Raw genomic sequence first — 24686 nt, forward strand, 5'->3', positions numbered from 1 at the left:
AGTAGGTTTGTAAATGGGTGTAAGTAAACGTATTAGACAGATGAAAAGATATCGCAAAATAACGTCTATTCTCGCTCGTAACGGAATAGGCTTTTTTTCCAATAAGATCGGATTGGAGGAGAAGTTTTTCTTTCATAAAGAACATCCTCCTAAAAGCACTGGAAGACGTATCCGCTTAATACTCGAAGAACTTGGAACTACTTTTATTAAACTTGGGCAGATTGCCAGTACCCGTCCTGACTTAATTCCGCCAGAAATAATTAATGAATTAAAAGAACTGCAAGACCAAGTACCTCCCTTTACATATGGAGAAGCCGTTCAGATTTTAGAAGAAGAATTAGGTGATTCTGTCGATCATCTGTTCAAACATTTTTCTGAAACTCCATTGGCGGCAGCATCCATTGGGCAAGTGCATAAAGCAATCCTTAAAGACGGGACGCAGGTTGCTGTCAAAATACAACGTCCTAATATTCATGCTATCATCGAAACAGACTTAGAAATTATCGCCGATTTGGCCCGAATCGCGGAGAATACATGGGGTTGGGCAAAGCAGTATGGCCTTCGTGAAATTGTTGATGAACTTGCAAAAGGTCTGCTGATTGAATTAGACTATGGAATCGAAGCCAGAAATATGGAGCGTTTTCTAGAGCAGAATAAATCGATAGGATATGTTGTCATCCCGTCAGTTTACTGGGATTATTCCACAAAAAAGGTATTGACGATGGATTATATAGAGGGAATAAAGCTATCTGACCATAAGCGATTAGATGAAGCTGGAATTGATCGCGAACTGCTTGCAGAAAGATTAGCCTATACGATTTTCTATCAAATTCTAGAGGTTGGTCATTTTCATGCCGATCCTCATCCGGGAAATGTACTTGCCCTACAGGATGGGCGCATCGTTTTATTAGATTTTGGGATGGTAGGCCAGCTTTCTTCTTATACGAAAAAGAGTTTTGCTTCCTTCGTTGTGGCTCTTCGTAATAAAAGCACGAAAGGAATCATTCGCGCGATTTCTGATTTAGGCATGATTCCCGAAAATGTTGATATAAAAAAATTAACAGCTGATGTGGAAGAGCTACGCGATAAATATTATAATATTCCGCTGAAAGACGTAAGTGTGGGTGAAGCAATTAATGATTTATTTATCATTGCCTTCCGTCATAACATAAGAATTCCTTCCGAATTAACCCTTTTAGGAAAGGCGCTTATGACGATGGAGGGAGTTGTTGTAGCACTTGATCCTACTTTTAGTGTATTTGATGTGGCGGAGCCATTTGGAAGAAAGCTATTTCTTGATAAGCTCAAGCCGTGGAAAATAGTGAAAAATATAGTAGAGGAAATACCAGAATACTTTGCTTCATTAAAAGATATTCCGATTACCGCCAAACAGTTAATGGGAATTCTTCGTAAGGGAAAAGTGCAGGTGGAATTTACCTCCCCACAGTTAGATTTATTAATCAAAAAAATTGATCGATTCAGTAATCAAATCGCGTTTAGTATTGTGCTGCTGGCATTGAGTATCGTGATGGTCGGTCTCATTATTGGCGTTGCACTTAGCGGAGTACAAACCGTTCTCTGGAAATTTCCAATCATTGAAATTGGCTTTTCAATCGCCATGTTGATGGTTGCTTGGCTTATTTACTCGATTTTTCGGTCAGGCAGGTTTTAGAATAAGGAGAATGAAAAGTGTCAAAAACTCTCTATTCGAGTTTTTGACACTTTTTTTGGTCACACCTTTTTATATAGATATACAAGGCAGAGATCAGCATTAAGAATACAGTATTATGCAGGTGGTGTAGTTTTAAATTAAAGATTGGTTATTTAAAACAAAGTTTGATTGTAAATTGGGATAGATAGTTTGTGAAGAGGTGAACTTAATCTAACGGGGCAGCATTCCTGTAATAAGTGAAAATGCGTATAACCAAAATCATAAAATAGCTCAAATTACACCTAAAACCTTAGTCATTGGTATTGATATTGCCAAACATCATCATGTAGCTAGAGCACAAGATTATCGAGGAATAGAACTTGGTTCTACTTGTTTTTTTGATAATATTCAAGAAGGATTTACGCACTTCATGGAATGGATTAATCATTTAAAAGAGATCAATCAAATGGAGTCTGTTATCACTGGAATGGAGCCTACAGGACATTAGTGGCTTCCTTACATGTTAAGCACAGCAAAGAGTTAGATGATAACTCTCCAACTAAAAATGATGTTAAGGACGCAAAAGTCATTGCACAACTAGTCAAAGATGGTAGATATTATTTCGAGCATCTTTGATTCTAGTAGCAAAAAACAAAGCATTTAAAGCCATCCATCTATACTATACAACGAGACCTGATAATCCGTTGAAAAAGATGCAGTCTTTAATTGCTTTATGTAATAAGCTTATACGAATTCTCTTTTCCGTTGGAAAGAAACAGTTTGTGTTCCAGGAAGAAAAGATGTTGAAGGACATCCCTCACATGCATTCATATATTGATGAACAATTAGTAGCTTAATATTTTATACAATTTACAATTAATCAAATAGATTTGGATATTTGGGAAATTCACTTAAAATTGGAACCTCTTCTCGTTTCGAACGTATGAAAAAGCAGCAGCTTAGTTGAAGAAAGAACGCCAAGTAAATTTAAAAGAAAATAATAGAAGTTTTTTGGAAGGGATGGCGATTATGGAACAGTGGCTTGATGTTCAAACACTTATCTGGTTATTTCCGATTATGTTTATCCTTCATGATTTTGAAGAAATTATTATGGCTGAAGGGTGGATGAAGAAGAATTCAACTATGATATATGACGTATTGCCGGAAAAAATTGCGGATAGAGTGATTAAACAATTTTCTATGACAACAGCCCAGTTTGCAGTTGCCGTATTAGTTATATTTCTATTCGTAAGTAGTTCAACCGTTATGGCAAATCAGTATGTTATTCAAGGATTACTTGGTAATATTTATATTTTCACCATTATTACATTGGCTTTTTTTCTACACGCTTTTACTCATATTGGTCAATCTATCATTCTTCGTTCCGTTACGCCTGGTGCATTTACTTCGTTGATTGTTATCATTCCATACAGTTTATTTTTATATCGTTCATTATTAGTGAATGAAGTAATTACATGGGAAATTATTTTTCTATGCTTACCTTTTTGTCTCTTAATTATCCCAGTTGCTTTGCTTGCTCATTGGATTGGAAAAAAAGTAGGATAGAAATCTAATATGCTAATTTTACGAACGGCTGCTTTAGTTGAATAAGGATTCTAGAAATAATCAAATTTTATTATAAAAAATTAACAGAGCTATTAATAGAAAATCCATTTTTAACAATCTTTCTTCAAAATGGATTTTTTGAATACTTTGATAAATAAAGAGTCACAATAACATTTTTGGTCAAACTTTATTTCAAAGCTACAGGCGGAATCAGCTCTATTTTAGCTGCAGTACTTCTCGCAGTATCATTTCCTAGGGAATCATTTATTTGATCACCTGCTTCTTTAGAATTCCCATGACTCTTGTTAATGGAGAGTGCAGTCATATCAAGCGAAGTAGTAGATTTTTCTGTTTTTTTCCTTAACAGTAATCGTTAATCCAAATCTAGTCTTTTTATCGGCAGTTACGCCTAAAATTAACCGCACTTCGAATCTATTCCTGCAGTAAATAACGGAAATATTTGGATGTTTGTAGCTTCTTCTTGAAATGGTATAGATAAACAATCAACTAAAACAGGAGGAGTTTGCTGATGAAGGCTGTTACATTTCAAGGAACGAAAGATGTACAAGTAAAGGAAGTGGAAAATGCGAAGCTTAAAAAAAAGGATGATATCGTCGTTCGCATTACCTCCACGGCTATTTGTGGATCTGATTTACATATTTATCAGGGGGCATTGCCGGCTGAAAAAGACTATGTCATAGGACATGAACCTATGGGAATTGTGGAAGAAGTAGGGCCTGAAGTAACAAGAGTAAAAAAAGGAGATCGTGTTGTACTACCATTTAACATTGCTTGCGGACATTGTTACTATTGCGAGCATGATATGGAAAGCCAATGTGATAATGCTAATTCCAATAAGGACATTGCAGATACGGGAGCATATTTTGGCTTTACAGAACGGTATGGAGATTATCAAGGGGGACAAGCAGAATTGTTACGAGTTCCATACGGGAATTTTGTTCCTTTTGTTATCCCGGAGTCCTGTGAATTAGAGGATGAAGCCTTGTTATTTATGTCCGACGTCCTTCCAACGGCATATTGGAGTGTCGAAAATTCAGGCGTAAAAGAGGGCGATACGGTCGTCGTTTTAGGTTGTGGACCTGTTGGATTAATGACTCAAAAATTTGCTTGGATGAAGGGGGCAAAGCGCGTTATAGCAGTTGATAATATTCCATATCGCTTAAACCACGCTCAAAAAATGAACCAAGTGGAAATTGTTAATTTTGATAATCATGGAGATACAGGCAACTATATAAAGGAACTGACTTCTGGTGGAGCCGATGTAGTAATCGATTGTGTAGGCATGGACGGAAAGAAAACACCTATGGAAGCAATTGGTCAAAAGTTGAAGATTCAGGGCGGAACAATCAGTGCTATCGAAATTGGTATGAATGCTGTTCGTAAGTTTGGTACCATGCATTTAACAGGTGTTTATGGATCTAAATATAATATGTTCCCATTAGGAAATATTTTTGAACGAAATATTACAGTTAAAACAGGACAAGCACCAGTAATACACTATATGCCCATGTTATTTGATTGGATTACTACAGGAAAAATTGATCCAACGGAAATTATTACACATCGCATTGCATTAGATGATGCGAGCAATGCTTATCAAATGTTTAATGATCACCAGGATGAAGTAATTAAAGTTGTCCTTAAACCTTAATTGTTCGAAAAAGCCATCGAAGGAAGATGATCGATGGCTTTTCACTTCTTTATCAACCCCTTCCGAACATATGGCAATTTATCGACTATTTGACGCTATCCATATGTTTCTACTATCTAACCCTTTATAATAAAAGTGTAAACCAGCTAACACAGAGAGGGACGTTTTCGATGAGAAAATACTCCAAGATGATTAAGCCTTTTGATATTATTATGGTTGTTCTCCTCTTAATCATTTCATTTGTCCCAATGGTCGTATTTGCGATGCACCAAGGGAAGGAAGAAGAAGGGAATAAAGTCATGGCAGTCATTACACAGGACGGGAAAGTCATTCGTGAAGTAGAACTAACAGGTCATACAGAAAATGAACAATTTATGATAAAAGGAAAAGGAAAACAATATAATTTAATCGAAGTGGAAAATGAACAAATCAGAATTAAAGAAGATAATAGTCCAGACCAAATTGGCGTCAAAATGGGATGGAAAGGCATACCTGGTCAAACAATTATATGTCTGCCCCATAAAGTTTTAATCGAAATAGTAGCAGACAAACCGGAAAAGGCAGAGGAGGATGGATTGATTTTGTCGCATTAGTTAATTGTTTTGTGTGGAAAGCGGTGTTCAATCACCGCTTTCTTTTGTTTTTGTGGTGTTTGTGGTTTGGCTGAAAAAGGGTGAATTTTGGCTGATAAAGAATGGAGTTTGGCTGATATCCGCAAAATTAGCCTTTAATATACTTCCTTACAGCAAATAAAAAAAGGAAATGGTCCAAAAAATAATAAAAAACCGATTCCACACTCTGATACTCATGGAGAATCGGCTCTTTTTAATAAAAATGTTTATTTTTCGTCGTCTTCCATAAAAGGCTTATTAACGTAATAATACATAACCCCCATAAAACCAACCCCGCCGATTAAATTCCCTATTGTTACGGGCACTAAGTTACGAATAATGGCTGGGATAGTGACAGCTGGATTTTGATCTAAAACATAAGAAATAGAGAATGTTGCCATATTAGCAATGCTGTGTTCATAGCCTGAGATAAAAAAACAGAAAACGAATAAAATCATTACCGTTATTTTAGCGATATCTTCTTTTAAAGCCATAGGGATAAAGAATGCTAAACAAACAAGCCAGTTACATAAAATTCCTCGAAAGAAAAGTTCACTTATGGGTGCCTGCAATTTAGTTTCTGCAGCGTGAAGTAAAAAGTCATTGACACTAGGTGACTTAAACAGCCCGGTTAATAAAATGAAAACAGCAAAGAAAATTGCTCCGACTATATTTCCTGCATAGCTAGTTCCCCAAACTTTAAAGACATCGGTCCACTTGATTTTTTTTCTTAATGCAGCATAAGTATAGTAAAAGGTGTTTCCTGTAAATAAATCTCCGCCACCATAGGCGATAAGAATAATAGCTGCGCCGAATACTAATGCAGCCATAGGATAGGCAAAAGGAGATTCCACTGCATAGAAGAAATTCCCTGTCTTAAATGCAACAATTACTCCAAATCCAATAAACATGCTGGCGACAACGGCACGCATAAAAAAGCGAAACTTACTGCGTTTATAAATTTTTAATTTTTTTAAGGCTAATTTTTCTACTTCATAAAGAGATGCGCCTTCCATATTCCTAATCCTCCTGAAAAAAGGTTATCTTCGATTAACACTGTAGTAATGTTTCTTACTCTATTATTATCATGTTGATTTCATAAGAGGTCAATGAAATTATGTGAAAAAAATCACAATAATAATGTATATTCGAAATTTGTTCACATTTCTACCGAAAGTTAACGATCTTATTATAGTTCCCGAAATACTAAATTAAAAATATACATAAAATATGCAAGATTTTTCTGAAAATACTGTTAATATAAGATGATTCATGTATCGGAAAATAGAATAAAACGCGTAATATCAGCTTGGAATAATTTGTCGAAGAATTCATGTTATATTTTCTTACAAATGTATAGACTTTATATTTATTCAATCATAAAATAGAAGATGGAAACTAATAAGGGAGTGAAGAGCTCATGACTTCAGCATATCGCATTTCAATGCTTGTAAACGATCAGCCGGGAGTTCTGGCTCGTATATCCAGTTTATTTGGAACGCATCATGTTAATATTGAAGATATCAAAACGAAAAAATATAAACGAGAAGCAACGACGAGAATACAAATTTCTAGTTCGGCAGAGGAGAAGCAAGTACAAAACCTTATCCTAGGATTACAGGGATTAATGGATGTTGTAGAGGTAGATGCAGATGCCATTCATCAATCTGCTTTTCAGCAACGACTGCTTCAACGTACAAATACTATTCAGACCCTAAGAGAGCAAAAAACACTAAGCAAGAAAGTATCTTACTGGCTAGTTGCCTGCAGCTTGTTCTTAACATTATTCGGTACGAATATTCCTGCCTCCCTTTATTCTCTTTACCGTGTAGAATGGGGACTTACACCGGGAATGATTACCCTTGTATTTGCTATTTATGCTTTTACGGTTATTCCAGCAATTGTGATTGCGGGGCAATTATCCGATCAGATTGGAAAAAAGAAAGTACTTATCCCGGGAATTTTCTTTTCCCTTATAGGAACATTTTGCTTCACCATAGCGAATGGTCTGGGAATGCTGCTTATTGGTCGCTTATTCCAAGGATTATCTGTTGGAATTTTAAATGGGGTAGCAGTAGCTGCTTTAACGGAGCTTGATGAGAATAAAAATACAAAAAAGACTGCGTTAATATGTGCTCTTGCTGTTACCCTTGGGAATGCGTTCGGCCCCATTCTCTCCGGATTACTTGGTGATTTTGCTCCAATTCCATTGAGATTATCTTATTATGTACATTTATTATTTATCATTCCCTGCTTTATCTTCCTATTTTTCTTAAATGAAAATATTAGACCAGGTTTAAAGCCTGTTCAATTGAAGAAGCCATTTGTTCCAAAAGAGATAATGAAACCATTCTTACTAGCATCTTTTACTTCTTTTGTGGCATGGTCGATTATTAGTATGTTTATGTCGTTAATTCCATCTAATCTGTCTAGCTTTACAACTGTAAGTAGTTTAACGATATCAGGCGTAGTTGTAGCACTTGGATTAATCGCCGCTGCTTTTAATCAAATTTTATTAAAACAATTATCACTAATGAAATTAATGACAATTGGATATGTGTTCCTTGCATTGGGTCTTATCCTTCTAGTTATTACGATTGATACGAAATCACTGACCTTATTGTTGATTTCTGCTGTATTGATTGGCGGGGGAAATGGACCAGCTTATGCAGGAAGTCTAGCACTAGTTAATGAAGTAGCTCCAAGTAAAACGAAAGGGAATATTGTATCTACTTTCTTTGTCATTACTTATCTTGGTGTGAGCCTGCCAGTTATTGGTCTTGGCTATTTATCTCAGTCTTTTGGGGTAGCTGGGGCTGTAACGACTTATGTACTCATTATGGGAGCACTGTTAGTAGGAATTGCAGGCTTTGCGTGGAAAGAGGGAAAATCCATTTTTCCTAAATGAGATGTTGTAAATTAAAAGGCCGGATTTACTTATAAAAAGTAAACTGGTCTTTTTTCAACCCTGCCAACTAAAAGTAAAAGAATTGTAAAGAAATAAAAAAGTATTAATAATTATCTCGATATTGAATAGAATGTTGATGTAGAAGATTTGGCGAGGGAATCTACCTATGACATATCATAGAAACGAATTGGAAGGCCCCGAGACAGAGACGATCTAGGAGCCTAGCTTGAAGGTTTGAATAAATAAGTAGATTCCCTTAACCAATGAAAACTTTAAGCAGTAGAATCATGTAAGAAAAAGAGGCTGAAGAAAAATTAAAAAATTTGTCGAAAAGAGGTTGCTTTTTTTACATGATGATTATATAATAAAAAACATGTTAAGGACATGTTAAAAAACAGTAAAGAAAACTTAATAAATGCGGGTGTAGTTTAATGGTAAAACCTCAGCCTTCCAAGCTGATGTCGTGGGTTCGATTCCCATCACCCGCTCCATACATAGCTCACAACGCAGTGTTTCGTTTCATTAAGAACGAAGCATTGCGTTTTTTATATTTTACGAAAAAAATAGTTGGAAGAAGCGTTCTATAAAAAGCTCTTCTTCCAACCATATTATTCCACAATAGAAAATGAGGCCTCTCCTCCATGAACTTGTACAAACATTTTTAGTAGAGATTCTACCATTTGTTTGGCTTTTTCATTTGCAATAGAGGGTGGGAGATAAATAATCTGAATGGCATTTTTCGTAGATGATTGGACAGGGGCTCTGTCTGAATCGACAAAGGGGCTGCCAAATGGACCAAGTTCATCTTCTGATACAATCAAATTTTCAATGGAATTTATTCTTCCATTAAGGCCAGCGTATTGTTCGCCTTCTTTTCCGATACGTATGTTTATTTTTCCTTGAAGATTGGCACAATCATAAATACCGATCGGAATACCGTATTGAAGGGAAAAGAAGTTATTAATATCAATACTACTATTAATTGGTTCTAAGTAATTCTGTTTTTTGATGCGTCTCAGCAGGCTTTCGGCTGAATGGCGATAACGATTTGGATCTTTGCCTGTCTTTTTAAAGATTTCCCGCCATTCTTTTATAGAAGGGATATCCGTTACATTACTATCTTCTAAATCAAAAAAAATAGACTCTTGAAAAAGTCGCATCCGCCCTTTAATCATTTGCGGCGTGTCCATTACTTGCATACCTTGGTAATAAATGTAGCCAATCTTAAAATTGGGTATCCGTTCTTTAATCTCTTTTGCGATTGAAATATCCAATATATACACCTCCAATATAATAGTTGTCTATGTTATTCTATATTTTAGCGTAATCTTTATAAAAAACCAATGAAAAGGAAGGAGGGGGTCCTATGGATTACCGTGAATTCAAGAAAGATATCATTGCATATAGTAAAACGATCGGAATCGATAAAATAGGCTTTACAAGTGCGAGCACCTTTGAAGAAATGAAAGTACGACTAATAACCCAACAGGAGTTAAACTATCAATCTGGTTTTGAAGAAAAGGATATTGATAAGCGGGTAAATCCCTCCCTTCTATTACATCAGCCAAAGTCCATTATTTCGATTGCATTAGCTTATCCTTCTAAAATGAAGGAAAGAGTAGTCAGCAAAAAAGGGGAGCGCAGAGGGATTTTTTGTCGTGCTTCCTGGGGAACAGATTATCATGTTGTCTTAAAAGATCGCTTGCAGAAGCTTGAAGATTATATAAAAGAACGAATTCCAGATGCTTTGTGTAAGTCAATGGTCGATACCGGAGAATTGGTAGACCGAGCAGTTGCCCAGCGAGCGGGAATTGGTTGGTCTGGAAAAAACTGTGCAATCATTACTCCTGAATTTGGTTCGTATGTTTACTTAGGGGAGATGATTACCAATCTTCCAATCGAGCCTGATACACCGATGGAGGATCAATGTGGAACTTGTAATAAATGCATTGATGTATGTCCAACAGGTGCTCTTGTTCAAGGTGGCCAATTAAATGCACAAAGATGTATAGCGTTTCAAACACAGACAAAGGGCTTTTTAGCGGAAGAATTTAGAGAAAAGCTTGGAAATCGAATTTATGGCTGTGATACATGTCAAACGGTTTGTCCGAAAAATAAGGGCATTGATTTTCATAATCATCCAGAAATGGAACCAGACCCTGAAATAGCAAAACCATTGCTTCAACCACTTCTTTTTATCAGTAATAAAGAATTTAAAGAAAAATATGGTCATATTTCTGGTTCATGGCGTGGGAAGAAGCCGATCCAGCGTAATGCGATTATTGCACTTGCTCATTTTAAAGAAGAAGGAGCAATCAGTGATTTAATTACAGTCATGAAAAAAGATCCAAGACCAGTAATAAGAGGAACAGCCGCTTGGGCACTTGGGAAAATTGGCGGCGATGAATCAAAGACAGCCCTAGAATTAGCAAGACAACAAGAAGCCGATCACGAAGTATTAAAAGAAATGGATGATGCATTACAGCGGTTGGCAAAATAATTAATAGGAATGAACGCTGAAATTTTTCGGAGCAAGAGGAAAAGAGGCGTTCATCAGTTGGATGAAAGCCGAAATCTCGTGGAGCAAGAGAAAAAGTGGTGTTCATAAGTCGGATGAACGTAATAATCCACAGAGCAAGCAGAAAACAGGCGTTCATTAGAAAATACTCTTTTATCATTTTAACAAATTAATACGAGATGAAAAAAGAAGGCTAGCAATGCCTTCTCAGGCTGTCGAGAAACTCTCGACAGTCTTTATTTTATGCTTTTGCTTCAATAATTCACCGCGTTAATATGATATAATATAGTTAATATTACTAGGATGGTGGATGGTATGTTCAAACCGAAAAAAGAATCACAAAATGAAGCTGAATTTGTTTTTATTGAGGACTTGGTCCCGGAGGATCATCTTCTAAGAAAGGTTGATAAGTACATTGATTTTTCTTTTATTGGGGAGAAAGTCCGTCCCTTCTATTCTGAGAAAAACGGGCGTCCTTCGGATCCAATTATGTTATTTAAGATGATGTTCATTGGTTATTTTTATGGCATCCGCTCAGAGCGACAATTAGAACGCGAAGTCCAGATGAACGTGGCATACCGATGGTTCCTTGGATTAAAGCTCAATGACCCCGTTCCGGATCATTCAACAATCAGTTGGAACCGACGAACTCGTTTTAAGGATACAAACATCTTTCAAGAAATCTTTGATGAAATTGTCCTTCAAGCTATCAATCATAAAATGGTCGGTGGAAGAGTTTTATTTACTGACTCCACTCACCTTAAAGCGAATGCCAACAAGCACAAGTTCACTCGTCAAGAAGTAGAAATGGAGACTCGTGAATACATAGATGAACTCAATAAAGCTATTGATGAAGACCGATCAAACCACGGAAAAAAGCTCTAAAAGATAGAGAGGAGGTGACAGAGACAAAAGAAATCCGAAAAAGTACAACCGATCCGGATTGTGGCTTTATGTCCAGGGATAACAAGCAGGAAATGTTCTGTTACCTTGACCACCGAACAACGGATATGAAGTTTAATATTATAACTGATGCCTATGTTACTCCTGGAAATGTCCATGACTCTGTCCCTTATCTTTCTAGATTGGATCGTCAGATTGAGCGATTTAGATTTAAAGTGGAAGCTGTAGCACTAGACTCAGGTTATTTAACGAATCCCATTTGTAAAGGTCTTCACGACAGAAGTATTTTTGGCGTCATTGCCCACCGAAGATTTCAGCCCACAAAAGGACTTTTCCCAAAGTGGAAGTTTACTTATGACAAAGAAAAGGATGTCTATGTTTGTCCGAATGGCCAGGAGTTAGTTTATCGCACTACAACAAGAGAAGGATATAGAGAATATAAGTCGGATGCTAAAAAATGTTCGGAATGCCCACTCCTGAAGGAGTGCACAAGGTCAAAGAACAAACAAAAGGTCATAACACGCCATGTGTGGGAAGAGTTCAAGGAGAAGGTACGCCTAAACAGACTCTCCCTTTCCGGAAAAATGCTTTATAAACTTAGAAAAGAGAAAGTCGAGCGAAGCTTCGCAGATTCAAAAGAACTGCATGGGCTTCGCTATTGCCGGTTACGGGGCTTGCACAACGCGAGTGAGCAAGTGTTACTCACCGCAGCGTGTCAGAATATGAAAAAGATCGCCATGCACCTAGCCAAGCTAGGGTAATTGTGACGATCCTTGTTTTTTACATAAAAATGATGGAAGGCAGTGGAAAAATAAATATTAAACCAAATAAAAAAGCTTGTGGAAGAAAATATAGTGCCTTTCTCCACAAGCTGAGAAGGCTAGCAATGCCTTCTTTTTTTGTACACTTCTACTCTGCTTTAACATAGTTATTAATGAAGGGAGTAGATGGAATGAGACAACAATTAATGGAGTTAATCGAGAAAAGGATTCAGCAATGTGTTACAAAGGATAGGGAAGCAGTAGTGGATGAAAAATTAGAGAGAAAAAGAAATAGTATGCATAAAAGAAAGGCTGAAATTGTTCATGTGAAGGCGAAAGGGAAAATTGAAGATATGGAAAAAAAGGCGGATGAGACAGAAGAATTAGTGTATTCTGTTCATTTTCAATATTTTATCAAGCAGGGCGAGCTTTTTTTGATTGAAGAAGAGGTCGAAAATCGAAAAGCTGTTGTTTTCAAGGGGGTAATAATTGAAGATACAGAGATTCTGCCAGCTTATCCAGAAGACTATCGAGAGGTGCCATTAGCGGAAGAATGGGGAGAAACAATAGAAAGAGAGAGCCGCTATAAGTATGATCGTTTAAAGGCTGTTCAATATGCAGAAAAATGGTGGAATAGCTATAATCCGAAATACCATCAATTTGAAGTAGATTGCACCAATTATATATCTCAGTGTGTGCATGAAGGCGGGGCACCAATGAGAGGCTATCCTAATCGAAATAAAGGCTGGTGGATGCAAAATAACAATTGGAGTTATAGCTGGGCCGTAGCGAATGCGTTCCCAAGATACTTAGAAACCTCTACTGCTGGATTGCGGGCAAAGCGGGTGGATAGTGCCATGGAGTTAAAACTTGGAGATGTCATTTGCTATGATTTTGAAGGCGATGGGAAATATAATCATACAACGATTGTTACAGGGAAAGATGCGAATGGCGAGCCATTAGTAAATGCGCATACGTATAATAGTCGCATGCGTTACTGGAAATATGAAGATTCGACAGCTTATACACCGAATATTAAATACAAATTTTTTACGATTATCGATGGATAAAAAGGAGACATATCTCTTTCGCATTTCCTTTTCACAAAGTGTATAATGGAACGGAAAGTAACAGTTTAGAGGTGACAAACTTGGCAATACATATTGTTTTATACCAACCACAAATCCCTTCCAATACAGGCAATATTGCCAGAACATGTGCGGGAACAGACACGGTGCTTCATTTAATTCGTCCATTTGGATTTTCTATGGAGGATAAAGCGTTAAAGAGAGCCGGCTTAGATTATTGGGAGTTTGTTAAGATTTATTATTATGACTCTTTAGAGGAATTTTACGATAAAAATGAAGGTGGAGCTTTTTACTATGTGACGAAGGCAGGGGAATCTCCCTATGATTCCTTCGATTTCAGTACGCTAAATAAAGAGCATTATTTTATTTTCGGAAGTGAAACAACAGGTCTCCCTGAAGAAGTCATTCAGAATAATGTAAATAAAACGTTAAGAATTCCAATGACGGACAATATTCTTTCCTACAATCTTTCGAATACAGCAGCTGTCCTTATTTATGAGGCTTTAAGGCAGCAAAACTTTGCTCATTTAAAATAAAATGAAACTAGAAAACTGGATAAATCGAAACAAGTATACGAAGATTCTACGTATACTTGTTTATTTTTTGGGAATTACAGTGAGAAAAGGCATCTAGTTTAGCAAGCAGGCTAATTCTTTTGGTCAGAAAGATTATTGGTATATTATATAGGATATAGTTACTATTAGTAATTTTGGGAGACAATAAGAAAAAACAAAGGAGAAGATCTCATGAATCAAACAATCGATACCATACTCAATCATCATTCTGTTAGAAAATTTACAGATGAGGAGTTAACACAAGAGCAAATTCGTCTCCTTGTTGAAGCTGCGCAAAGTGCTTCTACCTCTAGCTTTGTACAAGCATATAGTATTATTGGGGTAAAGGATAAGGAGAAAAAGAAAAAACTAGCATCCTTAGCTGGAAATCAGCAATACGTAGAGAATAATGGTCATTTATTTATTTTCTGTGCTGATTTATATCGTCATACAGTTGCTGCTGAAATGGAAGGAAAGAAGGAAGCCGCTCAGGACTCCATTGAAAGCACGGAAAAGTTTATGGTAAGCCTTATTGATGCTGCGCTTGCTTCGCAAAATATGGCCATTGCTGCAGAATCATTAGGACTTGGTATTTGTTATATAGGTGGTATTCGCAATAATTTAGTGGAAGTAAGTCAGCTATTGAAAACGCCTGATCATGTACTGCCATTATTTGCTTTAGTTGTAGGTTATCCAGACCAACAAACAGAGAAAAAGCCTAGAGCTCCTTTTCATCATATTTATCATGAAGATCAATATGAGCAGGATGATGCACAATATAAAAAAGGACTACAGGAATATAATGAAGAAATCACAGCTTATTATCAGGAAAGAACAAATGGAGCAAGATCGGATACGTGGACTGCGCAAATGGCTGCTCATTTTGAGCATAAATCGCGTATGTATATGAAGGAGTTTGTGCAGCAGAAAAAATTTGATTTGAAATAAACAAAAAAACAGTGTCGGAAGTATACCGATGCTGTTTTTTATTAGTAAAATAAGAAATTAGTGATTATAAGACAGCATTTTTCCTACAAAGAAAAGGTTTTTCCTCCAATTAGTTCGCTTCACTAAAAAAACTATTCCCTCTTTTAAGCATGTTCGTATTCGCTGGTGCATAGATTATATTAATCGTCTCTGATAAAGTGACAGGGGAGGTCCATATGAGTATATTAAAGAAAATCGAGATGCATAGACAAGAAGAAGAGTTGTTGAAGTGGGAAGGGACATTTGAAGAATACCTAGAAATATTGAAGGAAAAGCCATGGGTTGGTCAATCCGCGCATTCAAGGGTTTATAACATGATTAAAGATGCAGGTATTGATGAAGTAAATGGAAAAAAACAATATAAATTTTTCTCTGATCAGCTCTTTGGTTTAGAAGAGCCGTTAGAAAGATTAGTAGAGGAATATTTCCATCCAGCTGCTAAGCGTTTAGATGTAAGGAAACGTATTTTATTATTAATGGGTCCAGTCAGTGGTGGAAAATCTACATTGGTAACCATGTTAAAAAGAGGCTTAGAAGCCTATACGTACACGGATCGTGGAGCGGTATATGCGATTAAAGGCTGCCCAATGCATGAAGATCCACTTCATATGATCCCACATAGTCTAAGAAAAGATTTTTATGATGAATATGGAATCCGCATTGAAGGAAACTTATCACCACTTAATATGATGAGACTTCAGGAAGAATATAATGGAAAAATCGAAGATGTAATCGTCGAAAGAGTATTTTTCTCAGAAGATAAGCGAACTGGAATAGGAACCTTTAGTCCATCTGATCCGAAATCCCAAGATATTGCTGACTTAACGGGAAGTATTGATTTCTCGACAATTGCTGAATATGGATCTGAATCAGATCCAAGAGCCTATCGTTTCGATGGCGAGCTGAATAAGGCAAACCGAGGGATGATGGAGTTCCAGGAGATGTTAAAATGCGATGAGAAATTCTTATGGCATTTATTATCCTTAACACAAGAAGGAAACTTTAAAGCGGGAAGATTTGCTCTCATTTCTGCTGATGAGTTGATTGTCGCCCATACAAATGAAACGGAATATCGCTCCTTTATTTCCAATAAAAAGAATGAAGCACTGCATTCCCGGATTATTGTCATGCCAGTTCCATATAATTTAAAAGCATCAGAAGAGGAAAGAATCTATGAGAAAATGATTCGCGAAAGTGATGTTGCCGATGTTCATATTGCCCCACACACTTTAAAGATAGCCGCTATCTTTACTATTTTAACTAGATTAAAGGAGCCTAAAAAAGGTGATATTGATCTAGTGAAAAAAATGCGTCTATATGATGGCGAAAGTGTAGAAGGCTTTAGTTCGGCTGATTTAAAGGAACTGCAAAATGAATATGGGGATGAAGGAATGAGTGGCATTGACCCGCGTTATGTGATTAACCGGATTTCTTCTACCATTATTCGCAAGGATGTTACAAGCATCAATGCATTAGATGTGCTTTTATCCATAAAAGAAGGCTTGGATCAGCATTCTTCTATTACGAATGAATTAAAAGAAAAGTATTTAAATTGCATTTCCTTAGCACGGAAGGAATATGATGAAATTGCGAAGAAAGAAGTACAAAAGGCATTTGTTTATTCGTATGAAGAGTCAGCTAAAACGTTAATGGATAACTATTTAGATAATGTAGAAGCCTATTGCAATAAAAATAAGCTTCGTGACCCATTAACTGGTGAGCCGATCAATCCAGATGAAAAACTAATGCGTTCGATTGAAGAGCAAATTGGTATCTCCGAAAATGCAAAGAAATCTTTCCGTGAAGAAATCCTGATTCGCATTTCTGCCTATGCAAGAAAAGGAAAACGATTTGATTATAACTCTCATGATCGCTTACGGGAAGCCATCCAGAAGAAGTTATTCGCAGATCTGAAAGATGTTGTAAAAATTACTACATCTACTAAGACACCAGATGAACAGCAATTGAAGAAAGTAAATGAAGTGGTTGCACGTCTTATCGATGAACATGGCTATAATTCCACATCAGCAAACGAGTTGCTGCGTTATGTAGGAAGCTTATTAAATCGTTAATTAAATTGGTCAAGGAGGAACAGGCTAAAAGGCGTCTGTTCCTCTTTTGGCTTAAAGATAGAATAAGTGAATAGATGGAGCATGTCTAAAGCTATTTCTAAAAAAAGTAAAATTATCGAAATTATTAGTAAATTATTTAAGGCAACTGCATATGATAGAGTAATCACTTTATTTAGATAGAGTGATACCCAAATTAGTGTATGCGCAGAGGACTTTATATGTGCACAAAACGTAGAAAAAATTTTTTAGGAGGGGTAAAATGACCGAAAAGCAAAATAAACATCAGTTTGTAATATCCCAAGAAAATTGGTCCCTCCATCGCAAAGGCCACGATGATCAACAGCGACATCAGGAAAAGGTGCAGGAGGCCATTAAAAATAACCTCCCTGATTTAATTACAGAAGAAAACATCGTCATGTCAAATGGGCGAGAAGTAGTGAAAATTCCTATTCGTTCATTAGATGAATACAAGATTCGATATAATTACGATAAAAACAAACATATTGGGCAAGGGAATGGAGACAGTCAAGTTGGCGATGTGGTCGCACGCGATGGTTCTGGAAATCAAAAAGGCCCAGGAAAAGGGCAAGGAGCAGGAGATCAAGCAGGAGAAGATTATTTTGAGGCAGAGGTCTCTTTAATGGAATTAGAAGAAGCTCTATTTAAGCAATTAGAATTGCCGAATTTAAAACGAAAAGAACAAGATCAAATTGTTGTGGAAAATATTGAATTTAATGATATTAGAAAAGTAGGCTTAATGGGTAATATTGATAAGAAAAAAACAATGATCTCAGCATTTAAGCGCAATGCCATGTCTGGGAAACCAGCATTTCATCCCATTTATCCAGAGGATTTAAAATTCAAGACGTGGAACGAAGTGCAAAAACCAGAGTCCAAAGCAGTTGTCCTTGCGATGATGGATACGAGCGGCTCGATGGGCTTGTGGGAAAAGTATATGGCAAGAAGCTTTTTCTTCTGGATGACGAGATTTCTTCGCACCAAATATGAAACAGTAGAAATAGAATTTATTGCCCATCACACGGAAGCAAAAGTTGTGTCGGAAGAAGATTTCTTTTCTAAAGGAGAAAGCGGTGGTACGATTTGTTCCTCTGTTTACCGAAAAGCATTGGAATTGATTAATGATAAGTATGACCCAGGCAGATTTAATATTTATCCCTTCCATTTTTCAGACGGAGACAATTTAACGTCTGATAATGCTCGATGTGTCAAGCTAGTAGAAGAGCTGATGGAAGTATCCAATATGTTTGGCTATGGGGAAGTGAACCAATACAATCGCCACAGTACGCTCATGTCTGCCTACAAAAATATTCAAGATGAAAGATTCCGCTACTACTTACTAAGACAAAAAGCCGATGTGTTCAATGCTATGGCAAGTTTCTTCCGGAAAGAGGAAGAGGGACAGATGTACGCATAAAGAATAGAAGCACAACTCATTAAATGGGTTGTGTTTTTTTTGATCGGACAAGTGTGATGAAATAGGATGTCCGTGTTTTAACAACTTATTTTCTTAAGAGCACCCTCTCGTTTGACCCTTATATACAGGGTGAAATATTAGATACTTTTGACAAAGTGGTATTTAAGTAGGCCTAACAAGGCTAAATGATACAAAATTTAATGATGGATACAAGTCTTTACTTTTACAAAAATTAAAACTTAGAGAAACTACTCTCTTTGTACAGCATGACTAGTAAGAAAGAGTAAAAAGGAATATTTTTGCGTTTTCTTATTTAAGCTTGTTTGTATCTTCTTCAACAGTGTTTTCTACTTTTTAATGTTTTTTTTAATGCAGAGACACCGATAAATAGCATCCAAATACTCAAAGGGATAAAGGCTATGACAAAAAGTCTATCGGTAATCATATCCATCATAAATAAAATCAGAATAAAAATTGTTAATATAGTAGCAAGAGAAAATCTATTCATTTTCATCCCCTATTCCTAAGTAGATAGTTTACCGTTTGGTAATTGATATAATACAATACTAGCAAATATTAAAAAAGATTAGATTTTACTCGATATTAAATTAATTCTTGAGAAAGAAGTGGAAAAATGACGAGTCATTATTTTATTGCTACAATGCGAGCTATTCCTGAATTTCATGAAGGGGACAATAACTACTCTTTTCTAAGTGGTGAGGCTTATAAAGAGGTATTACCTTTTACATTACCATACATCTATGAATGGGGGGAAGATGATAGAGAATTAATAATCTTTCTTGATGACTTCATGCAATTAGGGGATGTTGTGGAACACTATATTTATGAAGAAGGAAGAAATGGTATAACGCTCTCTGAAAATTTTCCAGAAGAAGCAAGAACCATTAATCTTTGGAAGAAAACGTATAAGGATCAATATGGTGCATATCAATTGGATCCTAAAAGATGGCGGGAAGATCTTTCAAGCCGAACCATTGCTTCTAAAAGAAGTGTCACTACATTTGTGAAAATATAGCTAAGAAGTAAATTATTCGAATGGCAGAGAAACTTTCCATGCTTCCTCAAATAAACTGTATACGATTAAATATGGTTGCGATTGAGTATCTTATCATTTGCCTTCCTTTTTCTTCCTCTTTTCAAGAAAAGTTAAAATCGTTGTTTTCATAGAAGCATAGGAACCAATGGCTGAATAGCCGTAAAACCAGCCCATAAACAAACCAGCAACAAGACTATGTCTATGACTAATAAAGACAGAGATCAATAATCCCAAAGCTAGGGCGATGGTCGGAACATATTTTTTCGGTATCTTTATCATCATTTTCAGTAATTGTGTCATAATCATCACTACAGGGACTGCGATGACAGCATCCCAGAAGTTTGTTTGTATTGTTGGGAAATCCATTACATCGACCACCTTTACGGTTTAGTATTCCATTTACCTTTGTAACTAATACATAATTCAAAAGTATCGAATAAACCGCTCAAGGAAGCACATATTAATGCTGAGGTGGTATTTAATGGAGAAAAATAAAATGGAGAAACGATTTTTAAATGGATTACTTATCGGAAATTTATTGATCCTGCTGCCGATTTTATATAGAAAACCCCCAATTAGAGATTGGATTATTGTGTTTGTGTATAATGCTATTACCAATGGTTTGCTTGATATGCTTTTAACATCTCATAAAGTAATTAGATATCCAGTTCGCTTTCTGCCGACGATATTTAATATACATATATTATTTGATTTCTTAATTTATCCGACATTTACTGTTTTCTATAATCAATTAACGAAGAGAGATAAACCCTTTGCTATTTTCTATAAATTGATTTTTTTTACACTTCCCTTTTTTATTATTGAATTATGGGCTGAAAATAAGACAAAATTAATTGAATGGAATAAGTGGTGGAAATGGTACTATTCTTTTCTAAGCATAATTCTTAAGTCATTAATAACAAGATTCGTTATCGAAATGTTAAGGAAAAAGAACTTTTTGACAAAATGAGCTAATTTGCTTTCTCTAAAGTTTATGTACTTACAAACAAGGGGAAAATATTGGAGACAGACTAAATCTTTCTATCCCATTTTAAAAGAAAACATAGTTATTTCCTTCTTTTTATTGTAAAATGGCGAAGTAGAATAGTGTAACGTAGATTGTTTCATTCAATAATAGTAATTACATACTGTACGTGATTAGGATAGAAGTTAATCCTAAGAAAGGAAAGCAAATGACAAAAATCGTAAATATCATTCTGTTAATTAATGTCATTGGAATTGTTCTTTATGCAGCAGGAGTACTTGATACGGATATCTTCCGTGTGGAGTTTTTATCCTCTGGTGTAATTATGCTTCTGTTTGGTTTAAGAGATGTTGTTAGAGGGGTGAAAAGAAAAAGACGTTAGGAATTTGGCCGTTTATGAAATGGAATGTTGCTTAAAAAGGGTAGGAAGGGAGCAAAAGATGAAGCCTGTTTATCGATGGATCTATATTTTTCTAGGGACAGTTTTTTTGGTTTTAGGAATAATTGGAGCCTTTTTACCTTTGCTGCCAACTACACCTTTTTTATTATTAACATCCTTTTTCTATACACGGGGTTCTGAGCGTATTAATAAATGGTTTCGTTCTACAACGTTCTATCGTGACTATGTGAAAGGATTTCGTAAAGGCGCATTGACGAAAAAGCAGAAAATCAAAATCATTATCACGTGCTATAGCTGCTTAGCTATCAGCGCTATTCTTGTAGATCATTTTTATACTCGAATCATGCTGGGCTGTATTGCGATTGTTCAAGCCATTTCAATGTTTATCATAAAGACGAAAAAAGAGGAACCGGAAGTAATCATAAAAGAATAAGAAAAAAACAGTGGATGACCTTTTTTAAGGAATCCTTTTTTTGTTCTTATAGGTTAATAGTTGAAAAAAATACTTGTTTAATAGTAAAATAGGATTCTAGTAATTTCCAATTAATAGCCTCAAGATAATTCCCCAGTCACACTAACATTTCCTATTGGAGGTAAAGATGAATAAAATTTCACAAGCAGAAGCAGTTAAATTAAAAAGTGTCCTTTCTAAGCGAATTCATGAACTAGAAGAGGAAATGGATAGAGTTGCATTTGTACAAGTAGAAGCAGGCAAGCCTATTCCGAAGCAAACACGAACAATCCTTGATGTTGAGCAAGAGCTAGAAGAAGTACGCACTGATTATCGATTGCTTGATAAATTAATGTATAGTGCCAATATCGAAAACGAAATAAGCTTTGAAAATACAAATATCACCATTGTGGAAGCAATTGAACTGGCGACACAGCTCCGCGCAAAAGCCCGAAAATATAAAGAGTTTGCGGCAGCGGAAAAGGAAGAATACGTCTATTCTTATAGTGAAACAGTCCAACTAATGAAGGTAGCCACCTTTGAACCAGAGGATTATCGTTTAAAAAGCTTAGAATGCGAACGAAAAGCAAACCGTTTATCCAATTTAATTAACAGTAAAAACTATCAAATTGAGCTAGAATTTGATGGGGAAAAATATTTTTAATTTTTATAGCATGCTTAACGGGCAGGCAGCAAAATTGCTGCTCCTATCTTGAAAAGGCGCGAAAGGAACTCAAACTTACTTATCTATTATTGCCTTGAATAGGTGAGACTCCTATTCAAGGATAGAAGGATTTCTCTTTTTGTGTACAAAGGTATGTTTACATGGTGCTGGCTAAACCAATGACCACTAACCCATTACTCGTTTACCCTTTACCGTTTACCAATTATTGCAATGGTGGTTGAAGACCATTTAAGTCCTCTTATCCTTCTATGACGAAGCCGATCAAAGAATAGTTTTATTCTTTGGTTGGCTTTATTTTTGTTTATCATTAAAATGATTAGAAAGGAGGGAGTCTAATGCCAAATATATGGGACCCCGAATACACCATAACAAAGGAGCAAGCTGCTCAATTATTGGAGGAACAGTTTCCAATTAGTGTTCATTCTATTAGAGAAATAGGGGAGGGGTTTGATAATACAATTCTTCTCGTTAACGATTGTTATACGTTTCGTTTCCCAAGAAGAGAAATAGCGGTGAAGCTTTTAACAAGTGAATGGGAGCTTTTGCGGATTATTGCAGATCAGCTGCCTATCCCCATACCTAAGCCGATTTATATAGGGTCAGCCAGCCGGGCCTTTCCGCGAATTTTTATAGGATATGAGTATTTACCAGGAAATACTCCAGAAGGTTTAACGAATAAGGAAAGAATACAGATGGCAGAGCAATTAGGAAGCTTCTTGAAAAAATTGCATTCTTTCTCCACCAAGCAATTCAAGCTTGTTCCATACGATGAATTTGATCGACTTCATATTGATAAAAGAAAATCCCGCTTAATCGATTCGATTAAGCAGCTGCGTATGCATGAAGATATACCTTTATTCCATTTAGCAGAAGACTATGCGAAAAAATTAACCCATATAGAAGTCCCAACTGTTCATGTCCTTACACATGGTGATCTCCATATTCGTAATATGCTTATTAATGAAAAAAAGGAATTAACGGGAATTATTGATTGGGGAGATACGCATATTGGTCATCCTGCCGTGGATTTATCGATTGCCTACAGTCTGTGCCCTTCTGAAGGGAGAAAACAATTTTTCACTAACTATGGCGAAGTAGATGATACTTCGTTGAAACTCGCTCAGTTTAAAGCAATATTTACGACAGTAACCTTGCTTATCTACAGTATAGATAAAAAAGACTGGGAACTTTATCAAGAGGGGAAAATTAGCTTATCTTTCGCTTTAATGGGAGAAAACTAATTTTTTTCCCTTTTTTAAAATAACCGGACGAACATTAATGGTTACGCCCGGTTAAAAAAATTATTTGAACCCTAGAACTGGATGTGGGACATATGGTTCTTCTAAGCTAGCGATTTCTTCTTGTGACAATTGTAAAGAAAGTGCAGCAACCGCATCTTCTAGATGATGCAGTTTCGTTGCACCAATAATTGGAGCAGTAACAGGCTCTTTTTGTAAAACCCATGCAAGGGCAACTTGGGCACGAGGCACACCGCGTTTTTCTGCTATTGCTTTCACTCGCTCGACTACTTGACGGTCTGCTGCTTCTGTGTGGGAGTATAATGTTTTTGCAAAGGCATCTGTTTCTTTACGCGTACTTGTTTCTTCCCAATCTCTAGTTAAGCGGCCGCGTGCCATCGGGCTCCAAGGGATGATTCCAATCCCCTCTTCTTTGCAGAGGGGAAGCATTTCTCGTTCTTCTTCCCGGTAGAGCAGATTTAAGTAATTTTGCATGGAAACAAAACGAGTCCAGCCATTTTTCTCTGCTACATGATTTGCTTTTAAAAATTGCCATGCAAACATGGAGGATGCACCAATGTAGCGGGCTTTGCCAGCTTTGACAATATCATGTAATGCTTCCATTGTTTCTTCAATAGGTGTCTCATAATCCCATCTATGTATTTGATAGAGATCAACATAGTCGGTGCCCAGTCTTTTTAAACTATTGTCAATTTCACTCATAATTGCTTTGCGGGAAAGACCAGCTCCATTAGCACCTGGACGCATTCTTCCGTGTACCTTTGTAGCAAGAACGACCTCATCACGATTAGCAAAATCACGCAATGCCCTTCCTACTATTTCTTCACTTGAACCATCAGAGTAGACGTTAGCTGTGTCAAAAAAGTTAATGCCAAGCTCTAATGCCTTTTTGATAAAGGGACGACTATCATTTTCTGTTAATGTCCATGCATGGCCGCCACGATCGGGTTCCCCATAACTCATACAACCAAGACAAAGACGAGAGACTTCTAAACCAGTAGATCCTAATTTAACATAATCCATTTGCTACTCCTCCTTTTGTTTTATTATAAAAGAGGGGCTATTCATTATGCGAGAGAAATGAATTTAGTTTGTAAGGGAATACATTAGTGGAGGAGTTAAT

General features: G+C 36.3%; 22 protein-coding genes, 1 tRNA gene and 1 pseudogene. 20 read left to right on the top strand and 4 right to left on the bottom strand.

Translation table 11 applies throughout. The features are described 5' to 3' along the window. The first annotated feature begins 13 nt into the window (after positions 1 to 13). From NSQ92_RS02375 to NSQ92_RS02395, 5 genes and pseudogenes are all read left to right on the top strand, one after another. Positions 14 to 1672, top strand: a complete 1659-nt coding sequence (locus NSQ92_RS02375) for an ABC1 kinase family protein (protein ID WP_336045199.1) — start codon at positions 14 to 16, stop codon at positions 1670 to 1672. A gap of 232 nt (positions 1673 to 1904) precedes the next feature. Continuing rightward, positions 1905 to 2284, top strand: a pseudogene (locus NSQ92_RS26770) (IS110 family transposase); the annotation flags it as partial. Positions 2285 to 2614: 330 nt separating this feature from the next. Then, entirely contained in the window at positions 2615 to 3217 is a 603-nt protein-coding gene (locus NSQ92_RS02385; RefSeq protein ID WP_341152342.1) for an HXXEE domain-containing protein, read from the top strand. 529 nt (positions 3218 to 3746) lie between these two features. Continuing rightward, positions 3747 to 4889 carry a zinc-dependent alcohol dehydrogenase gene (locus NSQ92_RS02390; RefSeq protein ID WP_047942855.1) on the top strand — a complete coding sequence of 381 codons (1143 nt, stop codon included), beginning with the start codon at positions 3747 to 3749 and terminating at the stop codon, positions 4887 to 4889. Positions 4890 to 5059: 170 nt separating this feature from the next. After that, positions 5060 to 5482: a NusG domain II-containing protein gene (locus tag NSQ92_RS02395; RefSeq protein ID WP_047942854.1), complete on the top strand. Its 423-nt coding sequence runs from the start codon at positions 5060 to 5062 to the stop codon at positions 5480 to 5482. A gap of 245 nt (positions 5483 to 5727) precedes the next feature. Here the strand turns inward: NSQ92_RS02395 and NSQ92_RS02400 are convergent, their stop codons facing one another. Continuing rightward, positions 5728 to 6516: a formate/nitrite transporter family protein gene (locus tag NSQ92_RS02400; RefSeq protein ID WP_047942853.1), complete on the bottom strand. Its 789-nt coding sequence runs from the start codon at positions 6514 to 6516 to the stop codon at positions 5728 to 5730. A 404-nt stretch (positions 6517 to 6920) separates the two neighbouring features. On the opposite strand from NSQ92_RS02400, the gene NSQ92_RS02405 reads away from it, so the two are divergent. Both NSQ92_RS02405 and NSQ92_RS02410 read left to right on the top strand, forming a co-directional pair. Next, entirely contained in the window at positions 6921 to 8408 is a 1488-nt protein-coding gene (locus NSQ92_RS02405; RefSeq protein WP_061800057.1) for an MFS transporter, read from the top strand. Positions 8409 to 8825: 417 nt separating this feature from the next. Beyond that, a tRNA-Gly gene (locus NSQ92_RS02410) sits at positions 8826 to 8899 on the top strand. A 117-nt stretch (positions 8900 to 9016) separates the two neighbouring features. Here NSQ92_RS02410 and NSQ92_RS02415 read toward each other — a convergent pair. Next, positions 9017 to 9682 (bottom strand): B3/B4 domain-containing protein, encoded by a 666-nt coding sequence (locus NSQ92_RS02415; RefSeq protein WP_047942850.1) that lies wholly within the window; start codon positions 9680 to 9682, stop codon positions 9017 to 9019. 92 nt (positions 9683 to 9774) lie between these two features. On the opposite strand from NSQ92_RS02415, the gene queG reads away from it, so the two are divergent. The 8 genes from queG to NSQ92_RS02455 all read left to right on the top strand — a co-directional run bounded on the left by queG (position 9775) and on the right by NSQ92_RS02455 (position 19762). Then, positions 9775 to 10908, top strand: a complete 1134-nt coding sequence (queG, locus tag NSQ92_RS02420; protein ID WP_047942849.1) for a tRNA epoxyqueuosine(34) reductase QueG — start codon at positions 9775 to 9777, stop codon at positions 10906 to 10908. Between the two features lie 333 nt (positions 10909 to 11241). Then, positions 11242 to 12590 (top strand): IS1182 family transposase gene (locus tag NSQ92_RS02425; RefSeq protein WP_341152343.1). Its coding sequence is split into 2 segments (ribosomal slippage): positions 11242 to 11806 and positions 11806 to 12590, totalling 1350 coding nucleotides; the frame shifts between segments, so codons are not numbered across the junction. Between the two features lie 191 nt (positions 12591 to 12781). After that, entirely contained in the window at positions 12782 to 13660 is an 879-nt protein-coding gene (locus NSQ92_RS02430; protein ID WP_328282858.1) for an amidase domain-containing protein, read from the top strand. 80 nt (positions 13661 to 13740) lie between these two features. Then, positions 13741 to 14214 carry a tRNA (uridine(34)/cytosine(34)/5-carboxymethylaminomethyluridine(34)-2'-O)-methyltransferase TrmL gene (gene trmL / locus NSQ92_RS02435; protein ID WP_047942893.1) on the top strand — a complete coding sequence of 158 codons (474 nt, stop codon included), beginning with the start codon at positions 13741 to 13743 and terminating at the stop codon, positions 14212 to 14214. 210 nt (positions 14215 to 14424) lie between these two features. Further along, on the top strand, positions 14425 to 15180 hold the full coding sequence (gene nfsA, locus NSQ92_RS02440) for an oxygen-insensitive NADPH nitroreductase (RefSeq protein ID WP_047942847.1): 756 nt from the start codon (positions 14425 to 14427) through the stop codon (positions 15178 to 15180). Between the two features lie 215 nt (positions 15181 to 15395). Then, positions 15396 to 17291: a PrkA family serine protein kinase gene (locus tag NSQ92_RS02445; protein WP_047942845.1), complete on the top strand. Its 1896-nt coding sequence runs from the start codon at positions 15396 to 15398 to the stop codon at positions 17289 to 17291. 259 nt (positions 17292 to 17550) lie between these two features. Further along, positions 17551 to 18726 (top strand): sporulation protein YhbH, encoded by a 1176-nt coding sequence (gene yhbH, locus NSQ92_RS02450; protein ID WP_047942843.1) that lies wholly within the window; start codon positions 17551 to 17553, stop codon positions 18724 to 18726. A gap of 634 nt (positions 18727 to 19360) precedes the next feature. Further along, entirely contained in the window at positions 19361 to 19762 is a 402-nt protein-coding gene (locus tag NSQ92_RS02455; RefSeq protein WP_047942841.1) for a hypothetical protein, read from the top strand. Between the two features lie 93 nt (positions 19763 to 19855). On the opposite strand, the gene NSQ92_RS02460 is transcribed toward NSQ92_RS02455, so the two are convergent. Continuing rightward, positions 19856 to 20149 carry a hypothetical protein gene (locus NSQ92_RS02460; RefSeq protein WP_047942839.1) on the bottom strand — a complete coding sequence of 98 codons (294 nt, stop codon included), beginning with the start codon at positions 20147 to 20149 and terminating at the stop codon, positions 19856 to 19858. Between the two features lie 115 nt (positions 20150 to 20264). Between NSQ92_RS02460 and NSQ92_RS02465 the strand changes: the two genes are divergently transcribed. The 5 genes from NSQ92_RS02465 (at position 20265) to NSQ92_RS02485 (ending at position 23545) form a co-directional block, all read left to right on the top strand. Then, a complete protein-coding gene (locus NSQ92_RS02465) occupies positions 20265 to 20753 on the top strand; it encodes a CBO0543 family protein (RefSeq protein ID WP_144581168.1) in 489 nt (162 codons plus the stop codon). A gap of 223 nt (positions 20754 to 20976) precedes the next feature. Continuing rightward, on the top strand, positions 20977 to 21150 hold the full coding sequence (locus NSQ92_RS02470; protein ID WP_156485448.1) for a hypothetical protein: 174 nt from the start codon (positions 20977 to 20979) through the stop codon (positions 21148 to 21150). A 58-nt stretch (positions 21151 to 21208) separates the two neighbouring features. Then, positions 21209 to 21601 carry a DUF454 family protein gene (locus tag NSQ92_RS02475; protein ID WP_047942837.1) on the top strand — a complete coding sequence of 131 codons (393 nt, stop codon included), beginning with the start codon at positions 21209 to 21211 and terminating at the stop codon, positions 21599 to 21601. A 166-nt stretch (positions 21602 to 21767) separates the two neighbouring features. Further along, positions 21768 to 22283 carry a hypothetical protein gene (locus tag NSQ92_RS02480; protein ID WP_047942835.1) on the top strand — a complete coding sequence of 172 codons (516 nt, stop codon included), beginning with the start codon at positions 21768 to 21770 and terminating at the stop codon, positions 22281 to 22283. 356 nt (positions 22284 to 22639) lie between these two features. Beyond that, a complete protein-coding gene (locus NSQ92_RS02485; protein ID WP_095258696.1) occupies positions 22640 to 23545 on the top strand; it encodes a phosphotransferase in 906 nt (301 codons plus the stop codon). Between the two features lie 60 nt (positions 23546 to 23605). Here the strand turns inward: NSQ92_RS02485 and NSQ92_RS02490 are convergent, their stop codons facing one another. Then, the gene (locus NSQ92_RS02490) at positions 23606 to 24586 is read right to left on the bottom strand and encodes an aldo/keto reductase (protein WP_341152344.1); all 981 of its coding nucleotides are present in this window, start codon (positions 24584 to 24586) and stop codon (positions 23606 to 23608) included. Positions 24587 to 24686 lie beyond the last annotated feature (100 nt).

Source organism: Niallia sp. FSL M8-0099 (assembly GCF_038006945.1).
GTDB lineage: Bacteria > Bacillota > Bacilli > Bacillales > Cytobacillaceae > Niallia > Niallia circulans.